At 74.5% G+C, this 16,597-nt stretch carries 20 protein-coding genes; 11 read left to right on the plus strand and 9 right to left on the minus strand.

What is annotated here, in order from left to right; genetic code table 11:
• From ACFYWL_RS11310 to ACFYWL_RS11325, 4 genes are all read right to left on the minus strand, one after another.
• Window positions 1–458: helix-turn-helix domain-containing protein (locus tag ACFYWL_RS11310; RefSeq protein ID WP_386970577.1), on the minus strand; the 458-nt coding region annotated here is incomplete at its 3' end.
• 23 nt (window positions 459–481) lie between these two features.
• A complete protein-coding gene (locus tag ACFYWL_RS11315; RefSeq protein ID WP_386970579.1) occupies window positions 482–679 on the minus strand; it encodes a hypothetical protein in 198 nt (65 codons plus the stop codon).
• Window positions 676–930 (minus strand): hypothetical protein, encoded by a 255-nt coding sequence (locus ACFYWL_RS11320; RefSeq protein WP_386970582.1) that lies wholly within the window; start codon window positions 928–930, stop codon window positions 676–678. Before ACFYWL_RS11320 ends, ACFYWL_RS11315 begins: the two co-directional genes overlap by 4 nt.
• Before the next feature lie 211 nt (window positions 931–1,141).
• On the minus strand, window positions 1,142–2,356 hold the full coding sequence (locus ACFYWL_RS11325) for a helix-turn-helix domain-containing protein (protein WP_386970585.1): 1,215 nt from the start codon (window positions 2,354–2,356) through the stop codon (window positions 1,142–1,144).
• Window positions 2,357–2,946: 590 nt separating this feature from the next.
• On the opposite strand from ACFYWL_RS11325, the gene ACFYWL_RS11330 reads away from it, so the two are divergent.
• The 5 genes from ACFYWL_RS11330 to ACFYWL_RS11350 are packed head-to-tail and all read left to right on the plus strand — an operon-like array spanning window position 2,947 to window position 5,755.
• Window positions 2,947–3,870, plus strand: a complete 924-nt coding sequence (locus tag ACFYWL_RS11330) for a hypothetical protein (protein ID WP_386970587.1) — start codon at window positions 2,947–2,949, stop codon at window positions 3,868–3,870.
• A 6-nt stretch (window positions 3,871–3,876) separates the two neighbouring features.
• A complete protein-coding gene (locus tag ACFYWL_RS11335; RefSeq protein ID WP_386970590.1) occupies window positions 3,877–4,191 on the plus strand; it encodes a hypothetical protein in 315 nt (104 codons plus the stop codon).
• Window positions 4,188–4,856: a hypothetical protein gene (locus tag ACFYWL_RS11340; protein WP_386970592.1), complete on the plus strand. Its 669-nt coding sequence runs from the start codon at window positions 4,188–4,190 to the stop codon at window positions 4,854–4,856. Before ACFYWL_RS11335 ends, ACFYWL_RS11340 begins: the two co-directional genes overlap by 4 nt.
• Window positions 4,857–4,896: 40 nt before the next feature.
• Window positions 4,897–5,157, plus strand: coding sequence for a hypothetical protein (locus ACFYWL_RS11345; protein ID WP_386970594.1), 261 nt, complete (start codon window positions 4,897–4,899; stop codon window positions 5,155–5,157).
• A gap of 58 nt (window positions 5,158–5,215) precedes the next feature.
• Window positions 5,216–5,755, plus strand: coding sequence for a DUF4240 domain-containing protein (locus ACFYWL_RS11350; protein WP_386970597.1), 540 nt, complete (start codon window positions 5,216–5,218; stop codon window positions 5,753–5,755).
• Here the strand turns inward: ACFYWL_RS11350 and ACFYWL_RS11355 are convergent, their stop codons facing one another.
• Window positions 5,756–6,241 (minus strand): GNAT family N-acetyltransferase, encoded by a 486-nt coding sequence (locus tag ACFYWL_RS11355; RefSeq protein ID WP_386970600.1) that lies wholly within the window; start codon window positions 6,239–6,241, stop codon window positions 5,756–5,758. It abuts the gene before it with no gap.
• A gap of 127 nt (window positions 6,242–6,368) precedes the next feature.
• Here ACFYWL_RS11355 and ACFYWL_RS11360 point away from each other — a divergent pair, with 127 nt between their 5' ends.
• Window positions 6,369–7,640, plus strand: coding sequence for a serine hydrolase domain-containing protein (locus ACFYWL_RS11360; RefSeq protein ID WP_386970603.1), 1,272 nt, complete (start codon window positions 6,369–6,371; stop codon window positions 7,638–7,640).
• Window positions 7,641–7,705: 65 nt separating this feature from the next.
• Here ACFYWL_RS11360 and ACFYWL_RS11365 read toward each other — a convergent pair whose 3' ends face one another.
• Window positions 7,706–8,323: a pyridoxamine 5'-phosphate oxidase family protein gene (locus tag ACFYWL_RS11365; RefSeq protein ID WP_386970606.1), complete on the minus strand. Its 618-nt coding sequence runs from the start codon at window positions 8,321–8,323 to the stop codon at window positions 7,706–7,708.
• 218 nt (window positions 8,324–8,541) lie between these two features.
• On the opposite strand from ACFYWL_RS11365, the gene ACFYWL_RS11370 reads away from it, so the two are divergent.
• The 3 genes from ACFYWL_RS11370 to ACFYWL_RS11380 are packed head-to-tail and all read left to right on the plus strand — an operon-like array spanning window position 8,542 to window position 10,793.
• A complete protein-coding gene (locus ACFYWL_RS11370) occupies window positions 8,542–9,048 on the plus strand; it encodes a DUF2231 domain-containing protein (protein ID WP_386970609.1) in 507 nt (168 codons plus the stop codon).
• Entirely contained in the window at window positions 9,045–9,629 is a 585-nt protein-coding gene (locus ACFYWL_RS11375; RefSeq protein ID WP_386970612.1) for an Hsp20/alpha crystallin family protein, read from the plus strand. The genes ACFYWL_RS11370 and ACFYWL_RS11375 overlap by 4 nt, the downstream gene beginning before the upstream one ends.
• 12 nt (window positions 9,630–9,641) lie before the next feature.
• Entirely contained in the window at window positions 9,642–10,793 is a 1,152-nt protein-coding gene (locus tag ACFYWL_RS11380; RefSeq protein WP_386970615.1) for a glycosyltransferase family 9 protein, read from the plus strand.
• A gap of 27 nt (window positions 10,794–10,820) precedes the next feature.
• Here the strand turns inward: ACFYWL_RS11380 and ACFYWL_RS11385 are convergent, their stop codons facing one another.
• Together ACFYWL_RS11385 and rfaE2 are read right to left on the minus strand one after the other, a co-directional pair.
• Window positions 10,821–11,693, minus strand: coding sequence for a glycosyltransferase (locus tag ACFYWL_RS11385; RefSeq protein WP_386970618.1), 873 nt, complete (start codon window positions 11,691–11,693; stop codon window positions 10,821–10,823).
• Window positions 11,690–13,570, minus strand: coding sequence for a D-glycero-beta-D-manno-heptose 1-phosphate adenylyltransferase (gene rfaE2, locus ACFYWL_RS11390; RefSeq protein WP_386970621.1), 1,881 nt, complete (start codon window positions 13,568–13,570; stop codon window positions 11,690–11,692). Before rfaE2 ends, ACFYWL_RS11385 begins: the two co-directional genes overlap by 4 nt.
• A 102-nt stretch (window positions 13,571–13,672) precedes the next feature.
• Here rfaE2 and ACFYWL_RS11395 point away from each other — a divergent pair, with 102 nt between their 5' ends.
• Together ACFYWL_RS11395 and ACFYWL_RS11400 are read left to right on the plus strand one after the other, a co-directional pair.
• Window positions 13,673–14,224 carry a type 1 glutamine amidotransferase domain-containing protein gene (locus tag ACFYWL_RS11395; protein WP_386970624.1) on the plus strand — a complete coding sequence of 184 codons (552 nt, stop codon included), beginning with the start codon at window positions 13,673–13,675 and terminating at the stop codon, window positions 14,222–14,224.
• A gap of 83 nt (window positions 14,225–14,307) precedes the next feature.
• Window positions 14,308–15,978, plus strand: a complete 1,671-nt coding sequence (locus ACFYWL_RS11400) for a DHA2 family efflux MFS transporter permease subunit (RefSeq protein ID WP_386970627.1) — start codon at window positions 14,308–14,310, stop codon at window positions 15,976–15,978.
• 83 nt (window positions 15,979–16,061) lie between these two features.
• On the opposite strand, the gene ACFYWL_RS11405 is transcribed toward ACFYWL_RS11400, so the two are convergent.
• Window positions 16,062–16,553, minus strand: a complete 492-nt coding sequence (locus ACFYWL_RS11405) for an NUDIX domain-containing protein (protein ID WP_386970630.1) — start codon at window positions 16,551–16,553, stop codon at window positions 16,062–16,064.
• Window positions 16,554–16,597: the final 44 nt, after the last annotated feature.

Below are 16,597 nucleotides of genomic sequence, written 5' to 3' on the forward strand. Positions count from 1 at the left end.
ACCAGGACCTGCGCGGTAAGCCGGTACGCCTGCACGAGCAGCCCGGCGGCATCGTCGCCAGCGGCCAGGCGGTGGCCGTCAACGAGCAGCAGGGGTATCCGGCGCAACAGCTCGGGGTACCCGGCGTGGGCGTAGACGCTGGCGGCATGGGCGACTCGGGCCCGGTAGGCGGCCGGGTCGGTCAGGACATCCGGGGCGGGCAGCAGCGCGGGGTGCCGGGTCAGCGCGGCACGGACCCCGTCGACGCCCCCGGCAGCCGGCTCGGCCTCGGCCGCGTCGGCGCGCGGGATCAGCACATCCGGGTCGACACGCAGCACGGCGGCGATCTCCCGGATGATCGACACCTTGTCCAGGGCACGGACGCCCCGCTCGACCTTGTCCACCCACGACTTCGACCTGCCCAACCGGTCGGCGAACACCTGCTGCGACATGTTCCGCTGGCCACGCCAGTACGCCACCCGGCGACCTATCGGCAGATCGTTCACCAGGACGCCACCAGCTCATCGAGGCGACGCCGGTCGGTGTCGGCCAGATCGAGCAGGTCACGGGCCCAGGGCACCTGGTCGCAGCCGTCGTCGGTGCAGCGCGGACACGGATGCCCGTCGGCGTGACTGACGATGACGAGCTGGGCGACGGCCAGGACGCTGTCGCCGTCCAGATCGTCGACGGCCCGGGTCACCACTCGCTCCGGGCACGCTGCCCCGGGGTCATCGGCACCTCGGGGACGATCTGCGTCGGCTCGTCGCACCAACGGCCCCGCCGGACCCGCTCGGCCTCGGCCAAACCGAGCAGCTGCCGGCGGGCGGCGGCCTGCTCGGCGACCTGGATGGCCTGGCCGGTGCCGGGCGGCGGGGGCGGCTCGGGGGGCCGCCGCAGTAGCCAGCGCGTCATGGCGCGCGCCTCGGCGTACAGCTCGGACAGGATCGCCATCGGGTCGCCTCCCTCGCTCAGTGGGAGGCGGCGGCGGAGTTCCTACCCCGCACGGGGATCGGGGCTGGAAGGACCTCCGCCGCCGCCTGACGCGGCGGGCTGGGAGAGCGGCTCGTCGTACGCCGGCGACTCCCTGCCGCAACCGTGCGATCACGTTAAGCAGCGCGGTCGGGCGGTGGGGGTACGCCGCGTACCCGGTGACAGGGCGTACCTACAGGTCAGGAACACCGATTCGCCGAGACAGCTCGACCGCCTCGGCCCGGATCGACGCCGGGGCCTCCCGCGCCAGCCGCGCCGCCATGTCCCGCGCCGGTGGCGAGTACCGGACCGTCTCCGGCGACGTCGCCTCGGCCCGCGTGAGCAGATGCAGCGCCGCCTCCCGCGCGCCTTCCAGGTCAGCCGACCGCGCCAGCTCCACGTAGTGCCGGCCGCGCCGCTCGGTCGACGGGATCGACGCCGGGTCAAGCGAGTGGGCTCGGCGCTGCGCCTCGTCGGGGTCGCCGAGGTCGACGGCGCACATCACCGCGTAGACGTCGACGAGCGGCCGGGAGACGCGGGTGCGCAGGCCCACGTAGCCCTCCGGCAGCGCGCGTTCGACGACCTGCCGTGCGGCGTCCCAGTCCGACCAGGCGCTCTGGTCGCCGGACCGGGCGCGGGTCAGCGCCGCGCACAGGTGCAGGTCGGCGAGCATCTCCGCCCACTCGGGCCCGCCGTCGGCGACTCGCGGCTCGACGAGGCCGCGCGCCTCCCGTAGCCGCTCCACCGCCTCGTCGGCGCGGCCGACGGCGCGGAGCAGGTGCGCGGCGTACCAGATGGACTGTGCGATGGCCAGCGGGTCGTCGGAGTCCAGCGCGGCGGCCATGCCGCGGTCCACGGTGAGCCACACCATCTCGCGGTCGCCGTGCCAGGCCAGGTACGCCTGTGCGAGGTGGTAAGCCTGGGCGAGCAGGGCAAGGCTGGCCCGCCGGTCTGCGCCCTCGTGCAGCCGCGCGGCCCGTTGCGTGGCGTCCAGGAGCCCGGGCAGGACCAGGCCGGCCTCGGTGCGCTGATGCCGGGATGTGTGCCACGTCTGCCACGCGGCATCGATGGCGCCGTTGAGGTAGGCGGGGCTTTCCGGGTCGCCGTCGAGGGTGATGTGCCAGGCGGTGAGCGCGCGGCGTACGTCGTCGACGGCGGGGTGGCTGGGCCGGGCGTCGAGGGACAGGGCGACGGCGGGGCCGAACAGTTCGCCGAGGTCCCGGACGCCGAGGTGCGGGGCCAGTTGCTGCGCCGCCCGGAGGGTCAATCCCCTCCGGCCGTTCTCGATGAACTTCACGGTGGTCGGGCTGAGTCCGGCGAGTCCGGCGAGGCGCTCTCGGGAGAGGCCGACCGCTCGGCGGAGTCGCTCGACGCGCTGGCCTGGTGTGGTGGGTTGCTCGGTGGTCATTCGGCACCTCGCCCGGGGTTGGGTACATCGTGTACCCCACGGTACGGCCATAGACTCGCCGACCTCCACCCCGAAGGGCTGCCACAGTCGACGGTGCCGCCCAGACGGGCTGATGGGCCTGCTGCGGCCTACCCCCGTCCGCCCTGAATGTCCCTCTGCCGGGCGGCGTCACCCCGAACCGTTCCCTTTGCTCTGCACCCAGATGCGCAACGACTCACCTGGCGTGATCGGCCGTTCCCCGCCGCGCTCTGCGCGAGAACGCAGAACCGCAGGTCAGTTCCGGTGCTGCGGATATGGGTGCAGAGCAAAGGGGACGCGAGATGTGGGCGGGGGTGGAGGGGCGGTGACTCGCCTATGCCTGGCGATGGCGGCGGCGTCCGACGACGAGGCCACCGGCATCGTGGCAGGTCGGGCTTGGATTGCACTATCCGAAGGCGAGGCGTTTGCCCTGGTGAAGGCGTGATTATCTAGTTACTCTTGGGTTATCTGCCCGACGTTGTGCACCACTTGGTCGGGCTTGTGCCTAACGGGGGGTATGCGTACTCGGTAGTCATCTGGCCCGGCTCCCAACCACCCGAGGGGAGCATCCCATGACCCGGGCCCCGGCGAACCTGATGGCCGTCCGAAGCCTGCTCCTGGCACACCTGGACCTCGACCCGAAGACCTCGCGCCCGCAGGACCTGGAGCCGGCGGAGGTCGGCATCGTCGGCGACGCCTCGCACCGGGGCGGCTACCACTGCGGCTCCGACCGCGTGGTGTCCGGCGACTACTCGGTGGTGGAGTCCAACCGGGACAAGTCGGGGCTGACCCTCGACGCGTCCGGCCTGGACGTCGGCGGCTTCAGCGTGAAGTCCGGCGGCAGCACCCACGACCTGCGTTCGTTCTCGCTCTGGTGCGTGCAGCAGTGCGTCGCCGGCACGGCCGACACGCGGGACATCAGGGAGATCATCTATTCCCCCGACGGCAAGACGGTCAAGCGGTGGGACCGGCTCGGCAAGCGCAGCACGGGCGACAGCTCCCACCTCTGGCACACCCACTTCAGCTTCTTCCGCGACTCGACGAAGGCGGGCCGGGACCAGACCCCGCTGTTCCGCCGCTACCTGACCGACATCGGGCTGATCAGCCCCCCGACACCGGAGGACGACATGAGCGCAAAGGCCGAGAACGAGATCCACCAGGTCTTCACCGGCCTGTTCAACGGCGGGAACAGCATGGGCCGCGCCGTCGACCCCGACGGCACCGGGCCGGCGAAGGCCAGCAACAGCCTCGTCGCCAAGCTCGACTACCTGATGGCCCGCCTGGACGGCGTCGTCGCCGGGGTCACCACCCTGCAGGGCAAGGACTGGACGGACGAGCCCGCCATCATCGCCGGGGTCCTCGCCGGCCTGTCCCCGCAGCGGCTCGCCGAGGCGCTGGCCGCCGCCGGGCTCACCCCGGAGGCCATCGCAGCCGCGGTGCCGCCCGACATGGCCCGCCAGGTCGTCGACGAGCTGACCGCCCGGCTGTCCAACTGACGTCGTGTGGACCTGGCGACTCTCGTCCCGCCCGGCGGCCTCGGCGCGGTCGGTGCCGGCGGGTTGCTCGTCACGGTCGTCCTGTACCTCCTCAACGCGAACCGGGCCGACCGCAGGGAGTACCAGGAGGCCATCGACCGGGCCGAGCGGCGCGCCGACGAGGCGGAGGTGCGCCGCTCGGCCGCCGAGGCCCGGCTCGACACCCTCCAGCAGGCCGTGGACGAGGCACGGTCCGCCCGGCGGGCGGCCGAGGACCACGCCGACTCCCTGCTGCGGGAACTGACGAGACTGCGTCCGTACGAGCCAGGCGGTGATGCGTGACCGACGAGACCCTTCAGCTACGGCTACGGATGAACCGCCTCAACCGCCGTCGCGCGGTGATCGCCGTCGTGGCCACCGCCCTGATCGCCGCCACGCTCGGCTGGTGGGCGGCGTCGATGGGGCGGCAGACCGTCCGGCAGCAGCAGCGTGCGGCCACCGCCCTGTCCGGCGCCGAGCAACTGTGCCAGCAGGTCCGGCAGCTCGGCGGGACGTGCGTCATCGACCCGGAAGACCTCAAGGGCGTACCCGGGAATCCCGGCCCGGCCGGCCCGCCGGGACCACCGGGCGTGCCTGGCCTCAAGGGTGCCGCCGGCCCCACCGGCCCGCCGGGCCCGCGCGGCGAGCAGGGTCCGCAGGGCCCGTCCGGCCCCGCCGGATCCGGCGGCGCAGCCGGCCCGAGCGGCCCGAGCGGTCCGGCTGGCCCAGGTGGTCCGGCTGGCCCAGGTGGTCCGGCTGGCCCAGGTGGCCCGCCGGGGCCGTCCGGCCCGGAGGGGCCCCGGGGCGAGGTGGGCCCGCAGGGGGAGCGGGGACCACAGGGCGAGGCCGGGCCCGCCGGTCCGAGCGGCGCGCCGGGGCCCTGGTGCCCCGACGGTACGACGGTGCAGGTCGTCACCGTCGTCACCGCCGACGGCACGCAGCGCATCGTCGCCTGCGTGACCGGATGAACGATCGACTGTCCGCAACCGAGCCCGTAGGAGGCCCGCCATGCCCGAGTCCGTCTCCGTCCCCGTTCCCGCGCACGCGCCGGCGGCCTCCGAGCCGCTGCTGACCGTCGGCGGGGTCACCGCCGCCGGTGCCGCCGTGCTCAGCCTGCTGGTCGCCTTCGGGCTGCCGGTGTCGGACGACCAGCAGACCGCGCTCCTCGGCCTGGTCGCGGTGCTCGCCCCGCTGGTGGTGGCGGTGCTCGCCCGGGGCCGGGTCTACTCGCCGGCCACCGTGGCCGACCTGCTGGCCCGCCACCGGTAGCCGCCCCGCCCGCCGGCCGGGCCGAAGGATGTCGGGGCCTCCCGCTAGCCTGCCGTTCATGAGCGTGTCGGTGGACGGTGTCGCGAAGCTGCCCAGTGTCGAGGAAGAGGCCCGGTTCTGGGCCATGGTGGAGGCCGCGTGGGAGCGGCTGGGCCCCGAGCCGGCGGCGCTGCGCCGGGCCCTGCGGGAGCGGGACCCGGCGGCCGGCGACGTCGACCCGTACGCCCTCGACGAATGGTTGCGTCCGTTCGTCGACCAGTTGCGCGCCCTCGCCGCCGACCTGTCGAGCGAGGAGCTGACCGCCCTGGACCGGGTGGTCGAGCGGAAGCTCTACGACCTCGACCGCGCCGACATCCACGCCGTGACCGACGGCTCCGACGACGGCTTCCTCTACGCCCGGGGCCACATCGTCGCCCTCGGGCGCGAGTTCTACGAGGCGGTGCGCGCCGATCCCGCCCTGGCGGTCATCGACGCCGAGTGCGAGAGCATCTGCTACCTGTTCGCGCACCTGCACGACAAGCGGTTCGGCGACTGGCCGCGCACCGGGTCGGGCATCTCCCGGGAGTCGTTCCGCAACCCCGACGGCTGGCGGGAGTAGTCAGAACGCGCAGTACATGACGTGCAGGCCGACCCGGCCCAGGCCCGGGTGCGCGAACGCGCCGGGCACGGTGCCGACCACCTCGAACCCGAGCCGCCGGTAGATCCCGACCGCCGCGTGGTTGGATTCGGCCACCGCGTTGAACTGCATCCCGGCATAGCCGCGCCCGCGCGCCCAGTCCAGCGCGTGCCGGCACAGGGCCGTGCCGATTCCGCGCCCCCGGGCGTCGGCCGCCACCATGAAACTCGCGGTGGCCACGTGCGATCCCGGCCCCGGCCGGTTGGTGCCCATCTTGGCCGTGCCGAGCACCCGGTCGCCGTCGACCGCCACGACGGTCCGCCCGGGTGGGCGTTCCACCCAGACGTCGTACGCCTGCTCGGCGGTCATCGCCGGGTCGTACGTGAAGGTGTCCCCGGCTCGGACGACCTCGGCGACGATCTCCCACACCCGGGGCCAGTCGGTGTCGGTGAACTCCCTGATCAGCACGCCCGCGACGCTACCGCAGCACGGCGCGGGTAGTGCTGGCGCCACCGTGGACGGTGGTGTGCCCTGGACGACGGTCGGGCAGTTGGCGGCAATGACCCGGCGTCGGCAGGCCGACATGCTCGAATGCATGACGACGACGCGGAACACCACCCCCAAGCAGTCCCGCCTGATGCGTGCCGCCGCGATCCTGGCGACCGCTGCGGCCGTGCTGACCGCCTCCGGGGTCGCCACCGCCGCCGGGGCCGACGAGCGCCCGGTGGCGTTCACTCCCGCCCAGCCGGGTGGCAGCGCCGTGCTGGAGGACGTCGCCCGCCGGATGATGGCGGTCGGCCCGCCCGGGTACGCGGCCCGGATCGGCGACGGCCGCCGGGTGACCCGCACGGTCGCCGGGCTCGCGGACATCGCCACCGGGCGACGCATGGCCGCCGGCGACCAGTTCGAGGTGGGCAGCAACACGAAGACGTTCACGGCGGTGCTCGCCCTGCAACTGGTGGACCGCGGGCAGCTCAGGCTGGACGCGCCGGTCGCCCGGTATCTGCCCGGCGTCGTGCCGGACGGCCGGCACATCACCGTCCGGATGCTGCTCAACCACACCAGCGGCCTGTTCAGCTACACCGCCGACGAGGGCTTCATGGCCGACATGGCGGGCGACCCGCAGCGGGTGTGGACCGAGGCGGAGCTGCTCGCCGTGGCGTTCGCGCACGAGCCGAACTTCGCGCCGGGCACGGGCTGGTCCTACTCCAACACCAACTACACGCTGCTCGGGATGATCATCGAGAAGCTGACCGGCAAGGGCCTGCCGGAGCTGGTGCGGCAGCGCATCGCCGCGCCGCTGGGCCTGCGGCACACCTACTTCGCCGACCCGCGTGCCGTCCACACCGGCCCCGGCTACGCCCACGGCTACGGGGTGAAGCTCGCCGGCCCGCAGCCCGTCTACGTCGACACGGCCACCTGGCCGATCGGCGGCTGGGGCGGTGCCGCCGGGGCCGTCATCTCCACCACCGACGACCTCTCCCGGTTCTTCTCCGCCGTGCTGCGGGGCGAACTGTTCTCCGCCGCGCAGCTCAGGCAGATGACGACCACGGTCGAGCTGCCGGCGGACTACCCCATGAAGGGCGGCTACGGCCTCGGGCTGGTCAGGCTCGACTCGGCGTGCGGGACGGTGTGGGGCCACGGCGGCGACACCCTCGGCCACCACAGCATCGCCCTGGCGACCGCCGACGGCCGGCGCACCGTGGTCAGCGTCGCCAACGCGGAGCCGTTCGACGCCGAGCCCAACGCCGGCTGGGACCGCTACTACCGGGTGGCCATGGCGGCCACCGACGCGTCCGTCTGCGCGATGCTCGGCAAGCCGGTGCCGGACTCCGTGCTGGAGGACCTGCACAGCGTGGCTGGGTAACAAGATCATGTCGGGGAGGCGGCGGTATCCGGGGACGGGGATACCGCCGCCTCCCGACCTTCAGCTCAGCCGTAGATCTTGCGCTCGTACGCCTCGCCGTAGTAGACCTCCAGGTCCGCCAGGCTCTCCGGGTACGCCTCGACCTCCTTGGCGAGCCGGGGCCGGGACGGCAGCGCGTCAGGCTGCCAGGACTCCGGCCGCCACAGCTCCGAGCGGAGGAACGCCTTCCCGCAGTGGAAGAAGATCTGCTCGATCTCCACGACGATCGCCAGGACGGGCCGGTGGCCCCGGACCACCATGTCGTCGAAGAACGGGGCGTCGCGCACCAGGCGGGCCCGGCCGTTGATCCGCAGCGTGTCCGTCCGGCCGGGGATCAGGAAGATCAGCCCGACGTGCGGGTTGTCCACGATGTTGTGGTAGCCGTCCGCCCGCCGGTTGCCCGGCCGTTCGGGGATCGCGATCGTCGTGTCGTCCAGGACCAGGGCGAAGCCGGGCGGGTCGCCCTTCGGCGAGACGTCGCAGGCGCCGTCCGCGCCGGCCGTGGCGACCAGGCAGAACGGCGAGGCCGCCAGCCACTGCCGGTCCCGCTCGTGCAGGGCCTGCCGTTCCTTGGCCAGTGCCTTGGGCATCGGCGCCCCCAGCAGCTCGCGCAGTTCCTCGTGCGAGGTGATCTCCACCGTCACGTCAGCCTCCCCGTAACCGTTGACCCCGGTGGCGGCCCGCGGCGGCGCTGCCCGGCCCGTCGGGTCGAGCCTAGGCGAACGCCGCGAGCGCGAGGTTTGTCACCCGACGCCCCGGGTACGGCCCCACGCGGCGCCGCCGAGAGCCGCACAGCAGCCCAGCCGAGAACGAGCAGCCCAGCCCGCTGGGACCGAGCACGGACCGACCAACGGAGGCCGCGATGGAGAGCCGACTCAAGGTGCTCGGGCACCCCGTGCACCCGATGCTGATCACGTTCCCGGTCGGCCTGCTGGTCACCGCCGTGATCTTCGACGTCATCGACACCGCCGGCGGCCCGGGCTTCCTCGGCGAGGTGGCGTACTGGAACATCACCGTCGGCCTGATCGGCGGCCTGCTGGCCGCGGCGGCCGGCGCGTTCGACCTGCTGGCCATCCCCACCGGCACCCGCGCCAAGCGGGTGGGTCTCACCCACGCCGCCGCCAACCTCGCGGTGATCCTCCTCTTCGCCGCCGTCTGGGTGGTCCGGCTCAACGCCGACTCCCGGGCCGCCGGCGGCGCGCTGATCGCCATCGAGGTCGTGGCGCTGGCGATCCTCGGCGCGAGCGCCTGGCTCGGCGGCGAGCTGGTCGACCGGCTCGGCGTCGGCGTCGACACCGACGCCCACCTTGACGCGCCCAGCTCACTGCGGCCCCAGGCGGCCGGCCAGCGGATGGGAGACGTGCGATGAGCCAGCAGCCCGACGGCCGTGGCTGGCGCGGCCGGCAGCAGAGCTGGGACCCGATGGGGGAGCTCCAGTCGCTGCGCGCCGAGCTGAGCCGCCTCCTCGGCGGCGGCCGGTCCGGCCCGCCCGAGGTGGAGCTGGGCGAGACCGCCGACGGCTGGGAGGTCGTCGTCCGGCTGCCCGGCGTCGCCCCCGAGGAGGTGGCCGTCGAGCTGGACGACCGGGAGCTGTGCGTCCGGGCCCGGTCGGAGGCCGAGGTCAACGCCGACCAGGGCATCCCCGGTGGCTTCGAGACCCGGGGCTTCGAGTATCGCGTCGGCCTGCCCGCCCGGGTCGACCCCGACCGGATCGACGCCGTGATGGACCACGGCCTGCTCCGGGTCCGGCTGCCCCGGGCGGCCCGGCCCGCCCCGCGCACCATCACCGTCGGCCGCACCGGCTACCGGGGGGCCGGCGGCGGGCCGGGCCACCCGGCGACCTTCGGCGGCGACACCGGCACGACGGGCACGCCCGCCCCCGTCGACCCGGCCGCCGACCGGGAGCTGCACCACCCGGACACGGCCGTCGACGAGATCGACCGGCCGTAGCGGGTCGCGCGGATGGCCACCCCGTCGACGTCCGGCCCGCCGGGCGGTGTCGCTGCACCGGCTGCGCTGGGCGACCGCGTCCCCGACGTCGCGCGGATCGCCGTGCTCCGCGCCAACGCGCTCGGCGACTTCATCTTCATCCTGCCCGCGCTAGAGGCGCTGCGCGCCGCGTACCCGCAGGCGGAGATCGTGCTGCTCGGCGCGCCGTGGCACGCGCAGCTCTGGCGCGACCGGCCCGGCCCGGTGGACCGCGTGCTGGTGGTTCCGCCCGCGCCCGGCATCCGGGAGCCCGGCGCGGGCGAGCCGGAGTCGTCGATGGCCGACTTCCTGGCCGCCGCCCGCGCCGAGCGCTTCGACCTGGCGGTGCAGCTGCACGGCGGCGGGGGCAACTCCAACCCGATCGTCGGCGGGCTGGGCGCGCGGGTCACCGCCGGGCTGCGGGCCGAGGACGCCCCGCCGCTGGACCGGTGGATCCGCTACGTCTACTACCAGCACGAGGTGCTGCGCTACCTGGAGGTGGTCGGCCTGGTCGGCGCGCCGCCCGCCGGGATCGTCCCCACGCTGGCGGTCACCGACGCCGACCGGGCCGAGGCCGACGCGGTGCTCGGCCCGCCGGGGCGGCCCCGGGTGGCCCTGCATCCCGGTGCCACCGACACGCGGCGACGCTGGCCGGCCGAGCGGTTCGCCGAGGTGGCCCGCGCCCTGGCCGGGGACGGCTACGAGGTGCTGGTCACCGGCACCCCCGCCGAACGCGACGTGGTGGACCGGGTGGTCGCGGCGGCCGGCGTGCCGGTGCGCCCGCTCGTCGGCGCGCTGGGCCTCGGCGGGCTGGCCGCCTGCTACGCCGGCTGCGCGCTGGTGGTCTCCAACGACACCGGCCCGCTGCATTTGGCCGCCGCTGTGGGCACCGCGACGGTGGGGGTCTACTGGATCGGCAACCTGATCAACGGGGGGCACCTGCTGCGCGGGCGGCACCGCCCGATCGCCTCCTGGACGGTGCGCTGCCCGGTCTGCGGCGTCGACTGCACCCCCGGCATCTACCCGCACCGCCCCGGCGACGGCGAGTGCCCGCACCGGGACTCCTTCGTCGCCGACGTCCCGGCGATCGAGGTGCTGGAGGCGGCCCACGACCTGCTGGGCGTGCAAGGAAGGGCCCCCTGTTAACGCATACGGTCGAGAAGGGTCCCCTTCTCACACCCGCTCGGGGGAGTCGGCGAGCACGACCTCCCACGCCTCCACGTCCCGCTCGGTGACCGTGGTCGGCGACTCCAGGTGGTAGGCGCCGCTGGGCAGAACGCCCGCGCCGCCATGGCGCTCCAGCACGGCGAGCTGGGCGGCCACGTCCTCGCCCTGGTGGTTGGGCTGCACCCGCCGCCAGAAGTCGAAGCCGCCCGAGTCGACCAGCGCCGCCCGGTCGTACAGCACGCACCCGCCGATCCAGGAGACCTTGTACGCCCGCCACGCCCCCGCCGGCAGGCGCAGCCCCTCGGTGACGTGCAGCAGGTTCGCCGCCGAGTGGATCGACGCCCGCTGCCACTGCGGCGTGCCGGGGCGGACCCGCTCCGGCACCGGCCGGCCCGCCCACTCCTCGTAGTGCCGGTGGGTCTGCGGCCGGACGTCGTCGACGTACGACAGGCCGTGCACCGCGTTGCCGACGAAGCCGCAGCCCAGCTCGCCGATCGCGGCGACCAGCCGGCGCAGCGTCCCCGGCTCCAGCCAGACGTCGTCGTCGAGGCAGAGCACGTACCGGGCGGCCGAACGGTCCAGCAGGTACGCCCGGTGCTCGGCCAGCCCCCGCCGGGGCAGCCGCCGGGTCAGCAGCACCGGGTGGCCCCGGTGGCGCAGCGCCCGGACCATCGTCGCGGCGGCCGGGTGGGCGTACGCGGGGCCCCCGTCGGACTGGTCGCTGACCACCACGCCGAACCCGGCGACGCCCTCCTGGGCGGCCAGCCCGGCGAGGGTGACCGCCAGCTCGGCGGGCCGGTTGCGCGTCGGGATCAGCACGTCGAGCTGCCGGACCCGGCGGAACCCCTCGGCCGTGCCGGGGTCGAGCGGGCGGTTCACGCCGGCCGGCCCGGCACCGACACCGTGGAACCGTGCGCGTCCACCTGCTCCGGCCCGGCCGGCGCGGTCCCGTGGCCGTGCGCCCGGATGCGGTCGATGATCGCGGAGGTGGACCGGTCGGGCACGTACCCGAGGGTGCGGACCTGGCCGCCGAGCCGCCGCACCAGCGGGGCCTCCGGCACCATCTCCGGCGGGTAGTCGCCGCCCTTGACGTACACGTCGGGGCGGACGACCTCGATCAGCCCCGCCGGGGAGTCCTCCTCGAAGATCACCACGTGGTCCACGCAGGCCAGGGCGGCGAGCAGCGCGACCCGGTCCTCCACCGGGTTGACCGGCCGGTCCGGGCCCTTCAACCGGCGTACGCTGCCGTCGGAGTTGACCGCCACCACCAGCAGGTCCCCGAGGGCCCGCGCCTGCTCCAGGTACCGCACGTGCCCGGGGTGCAGCACGTCGAAGCAGCCGTTGGTGAAGACCACCGACCGGCCCGCGCCGCGCTGGGTCTCCACGATGGCCGCCAGCTCGTCCGGGGCCACCAGCACGGGGTGCCCGGCGTCGTCGCCGCGCGCGCCGAGCGCGTACAGCAGATCCTCCCGCCGGCACACGCAGGTGCCGGTGTCCGACACGGTGATGGTGGCGGCGAGCTGGGCGAGCTGCGCGGCGGTCGGCAGGGGCGCGTCGGCGGCCAGCGCCAGCGTCATCGCGGCCAGGTAGGCGTCCCCCGCGCCGACGGCGTGGCTCGCCGGGACCGGGGTGCTGTGGCTGCGCCGGGGAGTGCCGTCCGCGCCGCCGACCACCGCGCCCTCGGTGTCCAGGGTCACCGCGACCACGTCCGCGCCCGTGTGCGCGCGCAGCTCGGCGAGGCGGGCCTCGGCCAGCACCGCCCGGTCCACCCCCTCGCCGGCCAGGGCGCTCACCGTCACGCCGGTCCCGGTGACGCTGAGCCCGTCGCCGGTCATCGCCACCCGGTCCTCGCCGGGCGTCGGCTCGCCGGTCCCGCCCGTGGGCCGGCCGAGCGGCACCCCGGCCGGCGGCGGCGCGGCCCCCGACGCTCCGGCGCCCGACACTCCGGCCGGCGCAGAGACCGCCGGGACCCCCGCCGCGCCCGGCGCGGTGCCCACGCTCAGCTCCGAGGGCCCGTCCGCCGGGTCGGCCGCCGGGTGGTCCAGGTGCAGATGCGAGTCGGTACGCGAGGCGGCGCGGGCGAGCAGCCGGGTCGCCTCCGCGAAGCTCGGGGTCACCACGGTCGGCGCGAGCCCCCGCCAGTCGGCCAGGTCGTGCGCGTCGAGGGCGATCGTGGCGTACCGGTCGCGGGCGGCGACCAGCCAGGCGCGGACGGGCGCGGGCAGCGCGCCCAGCCCGTAGTCGCAGACCACCAGCGTCGGCGCCTCGCCCCGGGCGGCGGCCCGCAGCTCCTCGGTGGCGCAGTCGAGGGCGGTGAGCAGCCGCTGCACCCCGTCGGCGTCGAGCGCGTCGTCGGGGTCGCCGGAGTCCTCGCGCAGCAGGATCTGGTTGCCGGCGAGCATCCGCCGCTTGACCGGGGTGTGCCGGCCGGGCTGGGCGACCGTGCGGTCCCAGACCCCGGCCCGGTCGAGGCAGTCGTGCAGCTCGTCCCCGGCGACGTCCGCGCCGACCGGGGCGACCAGCACCGCCCGCCCGCCGAGGGCGGCCACGTTGACGGCCGTGTTCGCCGCCCCGCCGGCCGCCGAGATGCGTCGGCGCAGGGTGAGGACGGGGGCCGGGGCCTCCCGGCAGAGCCGGTCGCTCTCGGCGAACCGCCACTCGTCGAGCATGGCGTCGCCGATCACCAGCACGGGGCGGCCCAGCCAGCTCTCCACGACGGTGGCGAGCCGGCGCTCTTCCGCTGCTGCTCCTGCCATGCCACCCCGGGTCCCCCCGACCCGCGCGATCAAACCTGCACCGGTTTCGGGCAACCGGGCCGGGGAACCGTCCAGGGGTACCCCGGAGAGGAGAGACACGACATGGCAGCGACGACACTGCACGGCAAGCGGATCGCCTTCCTGGCCACCGACGGCGTGGAGGAGGTCGAGTACACCCGGCCGCGCGAGGCGGTCGAGAACGCCGGGGCGACGGCCGAGCTGGTCTCGCCCAAGCCGGGCAAGATCCAGGCATTCGACCATCTGGACCACGGCGGGACGTACGACGTCGAGGTGACCGTGGCCGACGCGGACGCCGGCCGGTACGACGGCCTGGTGCTGCCCGGCGGGGTGGCGAACCCGGACTTCCTGCGCACCGACCCGGACGCGGTCCGGTTCGTGCGCGCGTTCTTCGACGCCGGCAAGCCGGTCGGGGTGATCTGCCACGGCCCGTGGACGCTGGTCGAGGCGGACGTGGTGCGGGGCCGCCGGATCACCTCGTGGCCGAGCCTGCGCACCGACCTGACGAACGCCGGCGCGACCTGGGTCGACGAGCAGGTCGTCACGGACGACGGGCTGGTCAGCAGCCGCAGGCCGGACGACCTGCCGGCCTTCTGCGCCAAGATCGTCGAGGAGTTCGCCGGGTCCCGCCACTGAGCGGGCCCGCCTTCCATCCCGCCCGGCCCGCCTTCTCTCCCGCCCGGCCCGCATGATCCGCGCCGGGCGGGATAGAAGGCGGGATGACCACGCAAGAAAGCCCGGTGTTGAACCCCCGGCAGCTACGCCTGCTCATGTTCGGCCTGATGACGGGCATGCTGCTCGCCGCGCTGGACCAGACCATCGTCGGCACGGCGCTGCCCACCATCGTCGGCGAGCTGGGCGGGATCGACCACTACTCGTGGGTGGTCACCGCGTATCTGCTCGCCTCCACCGCCTCCACCCCGCTGTACGGCAAGATGGCCGACCTGTACGGACGCCGCCCGGTGTTCCTCTTCTCGATCGGGACGTTCCTGCTCGGCTCGCTGCTGGCCGGGCTGTCCCAGGACATGACGCAGTTGATCGTGACCCGGGGCGTGCAGGGCCTCGGCGCGGGCGGCCTGATGACGCTCGCGTTCACGATCATCTCGGACGTGGTGTCGCCCCGGGAACGCGGTCGCTACCAGGGCCTGTTCGGGGCGGTGTTCGGCATCTCCTCGGTGGCCGGGCCGCTGGTCGGCGGCTACTTCGCCGAGAGCAACTGGCGGTGGATCTTCTACCTGAACGTGCCGCTGGCGATCCTGGCCATCGTGGTCTGCTACCACGTCATGCGGCTCGTCCCGTTCCAGCGGCGCAAGCACGCGATCGACTGGCTCGGCGCGGCGCTGCTGGTCGCCGGGGTGAGCTGCCTGCTGCTCGCGCTGAGCTGGGGCGGCACCTCGTACGCCTGGGGCTCCGCCCTGATCATCGGGCTGTTCGTGGCCGGGGCGGTGCTGGGCGGGCTCTTCCTGCTCCAGGAGGCGCGGGTCGCCGAGCCGATCCTGCCGCTGCGGCTGTTCCGCAGCCGGACGTTCGCGCTGGCCAACGGGGCGGGCTTCGTCCTCGGCCTGGTGATGTTCGGGTCGATCATCTTCATCCCGCTGTATCTCCAGATCGTCAGGGGCGCCTCGCCGACCCGCAGCGGCCTGCTGATGCTGCCGATGATGGCCGGCATCATCGTCACCTCGATCCTCACCGGCCGGGCGATGACCCGGATCGGCCGGTACAAGTGGTTCCCGGTCGCCGGGTCGCTGGTGCTGCTCGCCGGCATGCTGCTGTTCACCCGCCTGGCCGTCGACACGTCGCTGTGGGTGGCGTTCGGCTACCTGACGGTCATCGGCGTCGGGCTGGGGCTGTCCATGCAGTCGCTGATCCTCGCCGTGCAGAACTCGGTGGGCCCCCGGGACCTCGGCGCGGGCACCTCCTCGGCGACGTTCTTCCGGTCGCTGGGCGGCTCGTTCGGGGTGGCGATCCTCGGGGCGGTGCTGTCGTCCCGGCTCGCCGGCGAGCTCGCCACCCGGATGCCGGCCGCGATCGCCCAGCTCCCGCCGCAGCAGCGGGCGGCGGTGTTGGCCAGCGGCGGGGAGAACGTGTCGATCAACGACCCGGCGACGATCCTGGCCCTGCCCGGCCCGGTGCGCGCCGCCATCCAGGCCGCCTTCGTGGAGTCGCTGCACCTGGTCTTCCTCACCACCGGGCTGATCGCCGTCGTGGCGGTGCTGGTGACCCTGGCGCTGCCCAACGAGAAGCTGCGCGGGGCCGGGCCGCGCGGCGCGTCGGGCGGGGCCGACCCGCTGGGCGGGAAGGCCCCCGCCCCGGGCGGCAAGCCGCTGGCGAAGGAGTCGCGGGGCGAGGCCGCCGCCGAGATGGAGGCCAAGAGCCAGACGATGCTGTGACGCCCCCGCCGGCCGGACGGCGGCGGCCGGGCCCGGCCCGGCGGAAAGGCCGGCCCGGCGGAAAGGCCGGCCCGGGGCGGCGGCTACTTGAGGATCAGGCGGTTGGTCTGCTCGAAGACGTCCAGGTCGGCGAGGGTCTCGGTGACGGAGGCCGACAGCGGGGCGGGGAGCCGATCGCGGTGGAAGAAGCCCGCGTCGGTGGTCTCGTCGGTGACCCGGACCAGCTCGCCGTCCCAGTCCTCGACCCGAAAGGCGACGGTGAAGAGCTGGTAGGTGTGGCCGTACATGTTGGTGTTGATCCGGTCGGGGCCGGTGTAGAGGGCGAAGGCGCCCACCCGCAGGGCGCGCAGCCCGGTCTCCTCGCGCACCTCGCGCACCGCGCAGTCGGCGATCGACTCGCCCAGCTCCATCGCCCCGGCCGGCATGGCCCACTGGCCGTTGTCGGAGCGCCGGATCACCAGCACCCGGCCGGCGCTGTCGCGGACCACCGCGCGAGCGCCGACGAACATCAGGGTGCGGTCACCGGCGAGGGCGCGAAGCTGCCCGACGTACGAGTCGGCCCAGGAGATGCTCACCCGGACAACCTAACGGGGGTTCCCAACGGATGACCGCCGACACT

The organism is Micromonospora sp. NPDC002575, assembly GCF_042889525.1.
Classification (GTDB): Bacteria; Actinomycetota; Actinomycetes; order Mycobacteriales; family Micromonosporaceae; genus Micromonospora; species Micromonospora carbonacea.

Excerpts from the sequence above, each read along its gene's own strand:
- ACFYWL_RS11320 (WP_386970582.1), bottom strand. The coding sequence starts at position 930 with ATGGCGATCCTGTCCGAGCTGTACGCCGAGGCGCGCGCCATGACGCGC.
- ACFYWL_RS11325 (WP_386970585.1), bottom strand. The coding sequence starts at position 2,356 with ATGACCACCGAGCAACCCACCACACCAGGCCAGCGCGTCGAGCGACTC.
- ACFYWL_RS11330 (WP_386970587.1), top strand. The coding sequence starts at position 2,947 with ATGACCCGGGCCCCGGCGAACCTGATGGCCGTCCGAAGCCTGCTCCTG.
- ACFYWL_RS11345 (WP_386970594.1), top strand. The coding sequence starts at position 4,897 with ATGCCCGAGTCCGTCTCCGTCCCCGTTCCCGCGCACGCGCCGGCGGCC.
- ACFYWL_RS11350 (WP_386970597.1), top strand. The coding sequence starts at position 5,216 with ATGAGCGTGTCGGTGGACGGTGTCGCGAAGCTGCCCAGTGTCGAGGAA.
- ACFYWL_RS11360 (WP_386970603.1), top strand. The coding sequence starts at position 6,369 with ATGACGACGACGCGGAACACCACCCCCAAGCAGTCCCGCCTGATGCGT.
- ACFYWL_RS11370 (WP_386970609.1), top strand. The coding sequence starts at position 8,542 with ATGGAGAGCCGACTCAAGGTGCTCGGGCACCCCGTGCACCCGATGCTG.
- ACFYWL_RS11375 (WP_386970612.1), top strand. The coding sequence starts at position 9,045 with ATGAGCCAGCAGCCCGACGGCCGTGGCTGGCGCGGCCGGCAGCAGAGC.
- ACFYWL_RS11380 (WP_386970615.1), top strand. The coding sequence starts at position 9,642 with ATGGCCACCCCGTCGACGTCCGGCCCGCCGGGCGGTGTCGCTGCACCG.
- rfaE2 (WP_386970621.1), bottom strand. The coding sequence starts at position 13,570 with ATGGCAGGAGCAGCAGCGGAAGAGCGCCGGCTCGCCACCGTCGTGGAG.
- ACFYWL_RS11395 (WP_386970624.1), top strand. The coding sequence starts at position 13,673 with ATGGCAGCGACGACACTGCACGGCAAGCGGATCGCCTTCCTGGCCACC.
- ACFYWL_RS11400 (WP_386970627.1), top strand. The coding sequence starts at position 14,308 with ATGACCACGCAAGAAAGCCCGGTGTTGAACCCCCGGCAGCTACGCCTG.